Source organism: Streptomyces sp. SID3212, from assembly GCF_009865405.1.
Taxonomy (GTDB): Bacteria; Actinomycetota; Actinomycetes; order Streptomycetales; family Streptomycetaceae; genus Streptomyces.
Window position 1 is genome coordinate 1 of record NZ_WWJY01000391.1, and the last position, 10,735, is coordinate 10,735.

Sequence of the window (10,735 nt, forward strand, 5' to 3'; positions counted from 1 at the left end):
CCCCCACCCCGAAACCGCAAGGGAAGGCAGAGGGGGGCGGCCCGGGGGAAGGTTCCCCGACAACCCCCGGATGCGGTTGGCGTTTCGTTGCGGGCCTCGGCTCTCGGCGGGGTTTTGCGCACGACTTGAATGGGGCGGTGGCGGGTCGGCTCGGCGGCTGCCACGCCGTCTGTTGGCCGGTGTGCAAGCACCGTGTCTGTGGTGAGTGGGTGGTGGGGCGAAGGCGGTCGGGGGAGGCGGCTCTTCTGGCCTGTTTCGGTGGGTGGTGTGCTCTGGGAGCCCGTTAACGAAACACAGGACACAAGGCCGGGGAAGCGTGGCCTTCAAGGGGCTTCAAAACCTGGGCAAATAGGGCATTTACTCAGGCGGGGAGTGGAGATGGGCGGTCTCGGCGGCCACACGCCACCCGCCGGCCTGCATGTGGGCGCCACACCCGAGCCGGGTGGGTGGCGGGGCGGATGGTGATCGTCGGGGCGGCGATCCGGCCCGTTTCGGTGGGTTGTGGGCCAGGGGAGCCCCTTAATGCAACACAGGACACAAGACCGGACAGGAAAGGTCCCCAGGAGCCCTTAAAGATAGGGCAAATGGGGCATATAGCCTGGCGGAGCGTGGTGGTGGGCAGCTTCGGCGGCCGACCTCTGCCCACCGGCCCGCGCGCGAGCGGCATGCCCGAGCCGAGTGGGTGGTGGGGCGGATGCGGCACGGCGGGACGGCCGTCCGGCCTCTTTCGGTGGGATGTGGGCCGCCAGGGCCCTTTAACGAAACACAGGACGCAAGGCCCACCCCGAGAGGCCCCCAGCATGCCCCAATGGTCGGGCAAATGGGGCGTATTGGCCGCCAGGATGGACAGTAAGCCCTGCCTGACCCCGCAGGTGATCACGGATCTCAGACACGGTGCTTGTGCGCCCGCCAGCAGACGGTGGTTGGCCGCCGAGCCAGCCCGTCACCGCCCCATTCAAGTGGTGCGCAAAACCCCGCCGAAAGCAGCGGTCCGCGACGAAACAGGAACCACAGACTGGCCCCCGGGGAACCTTCCCCCGGGCCGCCCCCCTCTGCCTTCCCTTGCGGTTTCGGGGTGGGGGTCAAGGGTGGAACGAAGTGGAATCGGCGAAGCCGACGCTCCGCAGGAGCGCCCTTGACGCCCGCCCCGAAACCGCGACACTCAACCGCAAGGGGCGGCCCCACCCCGCCTCATTCGACGCCGGGCACCCCGACTACCCCTTGGTCCGAACCCGAGCCCGAACATCCCACCTCAACCACCCCCTCCCCGCCGCACAACCATTGCGTCCTTCCACACGTCTCCACTGCATTCGGATCTGCGGATTCCGTCCCCGCACTGGATCTCCTCCCCTCCCCTCCCCGCACTGGACTCCTCACGCACCGGAGACGTAACAGCCCCATGCACAGCACCCTCCGCACCACCCTCTCCCTCGCCGCCGTCACCGCCCTCGCCAGCGGGTTGCTGACCGTTGCCGCGGGTGGCGCCGCCGCCGCGCCCTCCGGGCTTGCCGGGGACTTCAACGGCGACGGGTATCGCGATCTCGCGATCGGCGCCTTTATGGCGAAGGTCGGGACCAAGGCGTCCGCCGGGCGCGTTGCCGTTGTGTACGGGACCGCGAAGGGGCTCGACCCCGGCCGCCGTACCGTGATCAGTCAGGACACTGCCGGGATCCCCGGCGCCGCCGAGGCGTACGACGACTTCGGCCGTTCGCTTGCCGTGGCCGACCTCAACCGGGACGGCTACAGCGATCTCGTCGTCTCCGCGCCGGACGAGGACAACGGCAAGATGAACGAGTCCGGGACCGTTGTCGTCGTCTGGGGCGGGGCCAAGGGGCTCAGCGGCGGTACGACCGTCCCGAACCCCGACCCGGTCCAGTACGGCACGTACTTCGGACAGAGCCTCGCCGCCGGCGACTTCACCGGGGACGGCAAGCCGGACCTCGCGATCGTCAACCAGGGGCACGGCGTTCCCGCCTGGGAGATCCGGCTCGTACGGGGACCGTTCGCCAAGGCCGGCAGTCACGGGAAGACCATGAGCTACAAGTCCCCCCTCGACCGGCCGAATCTCACCGCCGGCAAGGTCACCAAGGACGCAGCCGTAGATCTGGTCGTCCAGGGGCAGAAGATCAACAAGGATCCCCTCGGGCCGTCCGTCTTCTACAAGGGCGGGAGCGGTGGGCTGGTGAAGGGGGGCACCCTGCCCGCCGGTACGAACGCCGCCATCGGTGACCTGGACAAGGACGGGTACGGCGACATCGTCATCGGCAACCCGGACGAGCCCGACCGGGAGCCCAGCGGCTCCAAGGGCGGTGAGGTCGGCATCGTGTACGGCGCCGCCGCGGGTCCCAGCGCCGGCCGCCGTACGAACCTCACGCAGAACAGCGCGGGGGTGCCCGGTACGAGTGTGTACGGCGACGACTTCGGCGCCTCGGTGGCCGTCGGCGACTTCGACAAGGACGGTTACGGAGACCTCGCCGCGGGCGTCCCCGGCAAGACCTTCGGCGTTGACCCCGAGGCGACCTGGTCCGCCGGAGCCGTGGTTGTCCTGCGCGGCTCGGCCAAGGGGGTCACGACCACCGGGGCCCGCAGCCTCTCCCAGGACACCGCCGGGGTCCCCGGCGCGTCGGAGGACGGGGACGGCTTCGGCGAGCGCCTGCTCGCTTCCGACGTCAACCGCGACGGTTACGCGGACCTGTCCGTCACCGCCGAGGCGGAGGACTCCGACGCGGGCGGCCTGACCTTCCTGCGCGGTGCCGCCGGTACGGGCTTCCCGGCCGCCGGATCGATCGGCTTCGGGCCCCGCGGCCTCGGCCTGCCGGCCGCGTACAGCGCCTTTGGTGATCCGCTCGCCGGCTGAGCCCTCGCCGTACCCCTCGTACCTCCCCCAACAAGTGAAAGGAGCCGAACCGCTGCGCGGGGCGACCCGCGCCGGACACGCCTCAGGAGCCGTAGCGCCGGTAGGAGGGGTAACGGGGTAACGGCCTTGTCACCGTGCGCGCATGGAGGCATCCGGGACCGGTTCGGATGCCCGACCATGGCTCCATGACGGGGCGAGTGCAGACGTGGGTCGGCGGGTCGGTGGCGGTGGTGGCCGTGGGGGCGCTGGTGGTCCACCTGGCCGTGGTGGGGCTCGACCAGGCCGACAAGTGGGCCAGTGTGCTGGGCCTGTTCGTGGCCCTGGCGGGGCTGGGGGTCTCGGTGGCCGGGATCCGGCGAGGCGCCGGCGGCGGGACCGGCCCTTCACAGACCGTGGAGAGCAGTGCGGTGGGCGGGGGAGTGACCCAGGTGGCGGGGACGGGCGGGAGTGTACGGATCACCCACCGGGGCCCGGCGCCTGTTCCGCCGCCCGCCGTCCCGCCGGGAGCCGCGCCCGCGCCCGCGCAGCCTTCCGGCGGGGATCAGTCCGTACGCGGCACCTCGGCGTCCGGCCCGGTCAACCAGGTTCGCGACACCGCTTCGGACGTGGAGATCGACGGGCCGTGAGCGGGAACAGCCGGAACAGGCAGTGGGTGGCCGGCTCGGTGGTGCACGGGCCGGTGGTGCAGGTCAGCGGCGTGGCCGGTGATGTCACCGTCACCACGGCACCGGGCGAGCGCCCCCTGTACCAGGTGGACGCCTTCCCGTCCGACCGTCCGCATCCGACGACGGCCCAGGCCCGGGCCCAGCCGGCCCGGCTGTTGCTGGCGCGCTACGCGCTGGTGGACTTCACCGGGCGGGCCGGTGAGTTGGCCGCACTGGCCGCGTGGCGCGACGCGAGCCTGCCCGCCTCGGTCCTTCTCCTGCACGGGCCCGGTGGCCAGGGGAAGACCCGCCTGGGGGCGGAGTTCGCGGCGGTGAGCCGGGCGGCGGGCTGGGAGGTGCTCCAGGCCCGGCACGCGACCGATCCCGCGCCGGGCGCGGAGCTGACCGAGAGTGGGCCGCCGGCGGGGACGGGGGTGCTCCTCGTCGCGGACTACGCGGAGCGGTGGCCGGAGGAGGATCTGCGGGCCATGATCACCGACGCCGCCCGCCAGGGCCGCCGGGCACGTGTCCTGCTGCTGGCCCGCCCGGCGGGGGTCTGGTGGCAGACCTTGGCCCATCGCCTCGACCGTCTGGACCTGCCCACCGACTCCCTTGCCCTGCCGCCGCTGGCGCAGGACGCGGACACCGACCCGGAGTCGCTCTTCACCGCCGCCCGCGACCACTTCGCCCGTGCCCTGGACACGGCAGGCGCCAACGCCATCAACCCGCCGGACACGCTCCGGGACCCGGCCTTCGGACAGGTGCTGAGCGTGCACATGGCCGCGCTGGCCGCCGTCGACGCGCACCGGACCGGTACGGAAACGGGCGCGCTGACCAGCCCCGGACGGGTGTCCGCGTATCTGTTGGACCGCGAGCGGGACCACTGGCGGACCCTGTACGCGAACGGCCGCGTCACCACCCCGCCCGGGACACTGGCGCACGCGGTCTACACGGCGGCGCTGACAGGTGCGCAGCCGTACGACGTCGGCCGCAGTGCCCTCCTGGCGGTCGACGTCTGCGCCTCGGACCGGGCAGTGGAGACGCTGTCCGACCACGCGGTCGCCTATCCGCCCGCCACCCCGCACGCCGGGTCGGTGCTGGAGCCGCTCTACCCGGACCGCCTGGCCGAGGACTTCGTGGCCCTGACCACGCCGGGTCACCACCTGGACCAGTTCGCGCCGGACCCTTGGGCGTCCACCGCGCCCCAGCGCCTTCTGGCCCACGACGGCACGACGCCGCCGGCGTGGGCCCGGCCCGCTCTGACCGTATTGATCGCGGCGGCGGCCCGCTGGCCGCACCTCGCCGGTCAGCTGACACCTCTGCTCATCGCGCGTCCTGAACTTGCGCTGCACGCGGGCGGGGCCGCCCTCGGGGCGCTGGCCGGGCTCGAAGCCCTGCCCGTAGAGGCACTTGAAGCGGTGGAGGTACGCCTTCCCGCAGGACGCCACATCGACCTCGACTCCGGTATCGCCGCCTTGACGAGCCACCTCACCCGGCGCCGTCTCGGGGTCAGTACCGATCCAACGCAGCGGGCACGTCTCCTCGGGTCTCAGTCGGTCCGTTTCGCGAACGCGGGTTGGTACGAAGAAGCGCTCGCCGCCGACCTGGAGGCCGTGATGGTCCACCGGAAGATGGCGGAGGCCGGCCTCCATGTTCATGAGCGCGATCTCGCGGCCTCGCTGAACAACCTGGCCAACGGCTACCAGAAGGCAGGGCGTTTCGAGGACGCTCTCGCCGCAGTCGAGGAATCCATCGCGATCTGGCGTCGGCTGGCCTCCGTCGGCTCTGCTTCCTACCGGCCCGAACTCGCGGTTTCTCTGAGCAATCTGTCCAACATCCTCGGCAAGCTCGGGCGCCCGGCCGAAGGGGTCGCGGCGGGTGAGGAGGCCACGGCGGTCTGGCGCCAGCTGGAAGAGACCGGCCTTTCGGTCGACGAGCCCGAATTGGCCGGGTCGCTGAACAACTTGTCGAACCGATACGCGCAGACCGAGCGTTGGGACGAGAGTCTTGCCGCGGCCGGGGAGGCCCTGGCGATGTGGCGCCGGTTGGCGGGGGCCGAACCTGCCGCGTTCGAGCCCGACCTTGCTATGGCCCTGCACAACCTGGCCCTCACCTGCGGCTACGTAGGGCGGCGGAAGGAGGCATTGGCAGTGATCGAGGAGGCCGTCGTCATCCGCCGCCGGCTGGCCGAGGCGGCCCCCACAGCTCACACGCAGAGTCTCGCCCGCTCGCTGTGGGCCATGGCGTGGGTACAAGCGTCCTTGCTGGGCGATTTCCCCGAAGCGTTGGCCGCGGTGGACGAGGCTGTGGAGATCTACCGGCGGCTGGACGGGGCGACGTCGGAGGTCGTCTCCGACGGACTCCGGGGGGCGCTGGCGATGCGGGAAGCCGTGCTTGCGGAGATGGGCCGGTCCTAGGGCGTGAGGTCCAGTCCCGCCCAGTCCGTTTTGCGGGCAGCGTGCGTCGAGGTCGCCGCCGGTCCCGCCGCCGTCCTCGTGCGGGACTCCAAGAACCCCGGCGGGCCCCGGCTGGGTCTTGCTCCCGGGGCCTGGGGTCGCTTCGTCGCGTACGCCGCGCGCTAGGGGCGACCCGGGTGAGGGTTCGGGCGTCAGCCCGTGGGGTACCCTTTCCGGCCGCGATTGGCCAGGGTCACGGGCCCTGTGGCACACTGTTCAGGTTGCTCGGTTGAGCGTCAATGCTGCGCGCCTCCCGCCGGGAGGACCGGAAGCGAGTCCCACAGTACTCGTCGTGCCAACTGCCTTTCGGGGCAGCGCTGGTGCGGACGTACGGGAATCTTCCGGGAAGTGTCAGTGGGACGCCTGCCAGGCGCCCGGTAGGTGTTGTGCCTCCGGCTCGCGGTCCTGGGCCCGCGCCCCCTTGGTTGGGATCTCCCTTTCGGGAGATTTTCGTAGAGGGGATGCGACACGCCCGACCGCGTGGGTCGGAGCAGGACGCGAACCCCCCGGGTTCCAGAGCGTGACGAGAGACAGGACTACTAGCAGCCATGGCGGGACAGAAGATCCGCATCCGGCTCAAGGCCTACGACCACGAGGTCATCGATTCCTCGGCGAAGAAGATCGTCGAGACGGTGACGCGTACTGGTGCGTCGGTCGCGGGCCCGGTGCCGCTGCCCACAGAGAAGAACGTGTACTGCGTCATCAAGTCGCCGCACAAGTACAAGGATTCTCGCGAGCACTTCGAGATGCGCACGCACAAGCGCCTGATCGACATTCTCGACCCGACGCCCAAGACCGTTGACTCGTTGATGCGCCTGGACCTTCCGGCCGGCGTTGACATCGAGATCAAGCTCTGAGAGGCGCGGAAGAATGGCAAAGCAGATCAAGGGTGTCCTGGGCGAGAAGCTCGGCATGACCCAGGTCTGGGACGAGAACAACCGTGTCGTCCCGGTGACCGTGGTCAAGGCCGGACCCTGCGTCGTTACCCAGGTCCGTACGAATGACTCCGACGGCTACGAGTCGGTCCAGATCGCCTTCGGCGAGATCGACCCGCGCAAGGTGAACAAGCCCCTCAAGGGCCACTTCGCCAAGGCCGACGTGACCCCGCGCCGCCACCTGGTGGAGCTCCGCACCTCCGACGCGAGCGAGTACACGCTCGGCCAGGAGGTCACCGCCTCTGTCTTCGAGTCCGGCGTCAAGGTCGACGTCACGGGCAAGAGCAAGGGCAAGGGCTTCGCCGGTGTCATGAAGCGTCACAACTTCAAGGGCCTCGGCGCCGGTCACGGCGTCCAGCGCAAGCACCGCTCGCCCGGCTCCATCGGTGGCTGCGCCACCCCCGGCCGTGTGTTCAAGGGCATGCGGATGGCCGGTCGCATGGGCAACGAGCGGGTCACCACACAGAACCTGACCGTCTATGCCGTTGACGCGGAGAAGGGCCTGCTCCTGATCAAGGGCGCGGTCCCGGGTCCGAACGGCGGCCTCGTCCTGGTCCGTACCGCGGCCAAGGGGGCCTGAGGTAACGATGAGCACTGTTGACATCCTTTCGCCGGCAGGCGACAAGGCCGGGACCGTCGAACTCCCCCCGGAGATCTTCGACGCCAAGGTCAGCATTCCGCTGATCCACCAGGTCGTAGTCGCCCAGCTGGCCGCTGCCCGCCAGGGCACGCACAAGACCAAGACGCGCGGCGAGGTCCGTGGTGGTGGGCGCAAGCCGTACCGCCAGAAGGGCACCGGCCGCGCCCGTCAGGGCTCGACCCGCGCTCCGCAGTTCGTCGGCGGTGGCGTCGTACACGGCCCGCAGCCGCGTGACTACTCGCAGCGGACGCCCAAGAAGATGAAGGCAGCCGCCCTGCGCGCCGCCCTCACCGACCGGGCGCGCCACTCGCGTATCCACGTCGTCTCCGGCCTGGTCGAGGACGCGATCTCCACCAAGGCCGCGAAGACCTTGCTGGGCAAGATCAGCGAGCGCAAGAACGTGCTCCTGGTCGCCGAGCGGAGCGACGAGGCCGCGTGGCTGTCCGCGCGCAACCTGCCCCAGGTACACATCCTGGCGCCGGGCCAGCTGAACACGTACGACGTGATCGTCTCCGACGACGTGGTCTTCACCAAGGCCGCCTTCGAGTCCTTCGTGTCTGGCCCTTCCAAGGCCGATGACAACGAGAACGAGGGGGCCGAAGCCTGATGGCCGAGATCACCAGCAAGACGTTCCACGACCACCGCGACATTCTTGTGAAGCCCGTGGTGTCGGAGAAGAGCTACGCGCTCCTCGACGAGAACAAGTACACGTTCATCGTGGCGCCCACCGCCAACAAGACCCAGATCAAGCAGGCCGTGGAAGCGGTCTTCTCGGTCAAGGTCGCCGGGGTCAACACGATCAACCGGCAGGGCAAGCGCAAGCGCACCCGCACCGGTTTCGGCAAGCGCGCGAACACCAAGCGCGCCATCGTGACCCTCGCTGAGGGCGACCGTATCGACATCTTCGGCGGCCCGGCCTCCTGACGGAGGTCCGAGTCGTCCGGAATCGGACGAGGACTGAGAAATGGGTATCCGCAAGTACAAGCCGACGACCCCGGGCCGTCGTGGCTCCAGCGTCGCCGACTTTGTCGAGATCACGCGGTCCACGCCGGAGAAGTCGCTGGTCCGCCCGCTGCACAGCAAGGGCGGCCGTAACAACGCCGGTCGTGTGACCGTTCGCCACCAGGGTGGTGGCCACAAGCGCGCCTACCGCGTGATCGACTTCCGTCGTCACGACAAGGACGGCGTGCCTGCCAAGGTCGCGCACATCGAGTACGACCCCAACCGCACCGCGCGCATCGCGCTGCTGCACTACGCGGACGGCGAGAAGCGCTACATCATCGCGCCGGCCAAGCTCAACCAGGGTGACCGGGTCGAGAACGGCCCCGGGGCCGACATCAAGCCCGGCAACAACCTGCCGCTGCGCCACATCCCGGTCGGTACGACGATCCACGCGATCGAACTCCGTCCCGGTGGCGGCGCGAAGATCTCCCGCTCCGCGGGTGCTTCGGTGCAGCTGCTGGCGAAGGAGGGCACGATGGCCACCCTTCGTATGCCGTCCGGTGAAGTCCGCATGGTCGACGTCCGCTGCCGCGCCACGATCGGTGAGGTCGGCAACGCCGAGCAGTCGAACATCAACTGGGGCAAGGCCGGCCGTATGCGCTGGAAGGGCGTCCGCCCGACCGTCCGCGGTGTCGCGATGAACCCGGTCGACCACCCGCACGGTGGTGGTGAGGGCAAGACCTCCGGTGGACGTCACCCGGTCAGCCCGTGGGGTCAGAAGGAGGGTCGTACTCGCTCGCCGAAGAAGGCAAGCAGCAAGTACATCGTCCGCCGCCGCAAGTCGAACAAGAAGCGCTAGGAGCGGGTTTAGATGCCGCGCAGTCTCAAGAAGGGGCCCTTCGTCGACGACCACCTGATCAAGAAGGTGGACGTCCAGAACGAAGCAGGCACCAAGAACGTCATCAAGACCTGGTCCCGGCGCTCAATGATCATCCCGGCCATGCTGGGCCACACGATCGCGGTGCACAACGGCAAGATCCACGTCCCGGTGTTCGTCACCGAGTCGATGGTCGGCCACAAGCTCGGCGAGTTCTCGCCGACTCGCACCTTCCGCGGCCACGTCAAGGACGACCGGAAGTCGAAGCGCCGCTGACGCGGGGTGTAACCGACTATGACTTACACCGAAGGGACAACCATGGAAGCCAGGGCCCAGGCGCGGTACATCCGCGTCACGCCCATGAAGGCCCGCCGAGTGGTGGACCTCATCCGTGGCATGGATGCCACGGAGGCTCAGGCGGTCCTGCGTTTCGCCGCGCAGGCCGCGAGCGTGCCGGTCGGCAAGGTGCTTGACAGCGCCATTGCCAACGCCGCGCACAACTACGACCACCCGGACGCCTCTTCGCTGGTCATCAGCGAGGCGTATGTGGATGAGGGTCCGACCCTGAAGCGGTTCCGGCCGCGTGCCCAGGGCCGTGCCTACCGGATCCGCAAGCGGACCAGCCACATCACCGTGGTCGTCAGCAGCAAGGAAGGAACCCGGTAATGGGCCAGAAGGTTAACCCGCATGGGTTCCGGCTCGGCATCACCACGGACTTCAAGTCCCGGTGGTACGCCGACAAGCTGTACAAGGACTACGTCAAGGAAGACGTCGCCATTCGTCGCATGATGACGAAGGGCATGGAGCGGGCCGGCATCTCGAAGGTAGAGATCGAGCGCACCCGCGACCGCGTCCGCGTCGACATCCACACCGCGCGTCCGGGCATCGTCATCGGCCGCCGCGGCGCCGAGGCCGACCGTATCCGCGGCGAGCTGGAGAAGCTGACCGGCAAGCAGGTCCAGCTGAACATCCTCGAGGTCAAGAACCCCGAGGTGGACGCTCAGCTGGTGGCCCAGGCCGTCGCCGAGCAGCTGTCCTCGCGTGTCTCCTTCCGTCGCGCCATGCGTAAGAGCATGCAGTCGACGATGAAGGCCGGCGCCAAGGGCATCAAGATCCAGTGCGGTGGCCGTCTCGGCGGCGCCGAGATGTCCCGCTCGGAGTTCTACCGCGAGGGCCGTGTGCCCCTGCACACCCTCCGTGCGAACGTCGACTACGGCTTCTTCGAGGCCAAGACGACCTTCGGCCGTATCGGCGTGAAGGTCTGGATCTACAAGGGCGACGTCAAGAACATCGCCGAGGTGCGTGCCGAGAACGCCGCGGCCCGCGCGGGCAACCGCCCGGCCCGTGGTGGCGGCAACGACCGTCCCGCCGGCCGCGGTGGCGC

The 10,735-nt window shown here is 69.5% G+C and carries 12 protein-coding genes; all 12 read left to right on the plus strand.

The features are described 5' to 3' along the window. The first annotated feature begins 1,399 nt into the window (after positions 1-1,399). On the plus strand, positions 1,400-2,857 hold the full coding sequence (locus GT042_RS11725; RefSeq protein WP_161308658.1) for an FG-GAP-like repeat-containing protein: 1,458 nt from the start codon (positions 1,400-1,402) through the stop codon (positions 2,855-2,857). Between the two features lie 185 nt (positions 2,858-3,042). Next, entirely contained in the window at positions 3,043-3,483 is a 441-nt protein-coding gene (locus GT042_RS11730) for a hypothetical protein (protein WP_161308659.1), read from the plus strand. Next, on the plus strand, positions 3,480-5,918 hold the full coding sequence (locus GT042_RS40075) for a tetratricopeptide repeat protein (RefSeq protein ID WP_161308660.1): 2,439 nt from the start codon (positions 3,480-3,482) through the stop codon (positions 5,916-5,918). Before GT042_RS11730 ends, GT042_RS40075 begins: the two co-directional genes overlap by 4 nt. A 3-nt stretch (positions 5,919-5,921) precedes the next feature. Then, entirely contained in the window at positions 5,922-6,083 is a 162-nt protein-coding gene (locus GT042_RS11740) for a DUF397 domain-containing protein (protein WP_161308661.1), read from the plus strand. Between the two features lie 422 nt (positions 6,084-6,505). Next, complete coding sequence (gene rpsJ, locus GT042_RS11745) at positions 6,506-6,814, plus strand: 30S ribosomal protein S10 (protein ID WP_003948644.1); 309 nt, start codon at positions 6,506-6,508, stop codon at positions 6,812-6,814. Between the two features lie 13 nt (positions 6,815-6,827). After that, positions 6,828-7,472 (plus strand): 50S ribosomal protein L3, encoded by a 645-nt coding sequence (rplC, locus tag GT042_RS11750; RefSeq protein ID WP_161308662.1) that lies wholly within the window; start codon positions 6,828-6,830, stop codon positions 7,470-7,472. Positions 7,473-7,479: 7 nt separating this feature from the next. Continuing rightward, positions 7,480-8,139 carry a 50S ribosomal protein L4 gene (gene rplD, locus GT042_RS11755; RefSeq protein WP_161308663.1) on the plus strand — a complete coding sequence of 220 codons (660 nt, stop codon included), beginning with the start codon at positions 7,480-7,482 and terminating at the stop codon, positions 8,137-8,139. Next, the gene (gene rplW / locus GT042_RS11760) at positions 8,139-8,456 is read left to right on the plus strand and encodes a 50S ribosomal protein L23 (RefSeq protein WP_161308664.1); all 318 of its coding nucleotides are present in this window, start codon (positions 8,139-8,141) and stop codon (positions 8,454-8,456) included. The genes rplD and rplW overlap by 1 nt, the downstream gene beginning before the upstream one ends. Before the next feature lie 40 nt (positions 8,457-8,496). Continuing rightward, positions 8,497-9,333 (plus strand): 50S ribosomal protein L2, encoded by an 837-nt coding sequence (gene rplB, locus GT042_RS11765; protein WP_161308665.1) that lies wholly within the window; start codon positions 8,497-8,499, stop codon positions 9,331-9,333. A 12-nt stretch (positions 9,334-9,345) separates the two neighbouring features. After that, entirely contained in the window at positions 9,346-9,627 is a 282-nt protein-coding gene (gene rpsS / locus GT042_RS11770) for a 30S ribosomal protein S19 (protein WP_127356386.1), read from the plus strand. Between the two features lie 42 nt (positions 9,628-9,669). Further along, on the plus strand, positions 9,670-10,017 hold the full coding sequence (gene rplV / locus GT042_RS11775) for a 50S ribosomal protein L22 (RefSeq protein WP_161308667.1): 348 nt from the start codon (positions 9,670-9,672) through the stop codon (positions 10,015-10,017). Then, positions 10,017-10,735: 30S ribosomal protein S3 (gene rpsC, locus GT042_RS11780; RefSeq protein ID WP_161308666.1), on the plus strand; the 719-nt coding region annotated here is incomplete at its 3' end. The genes rplV and rpsC, both read left to right, overlap by 1 nt.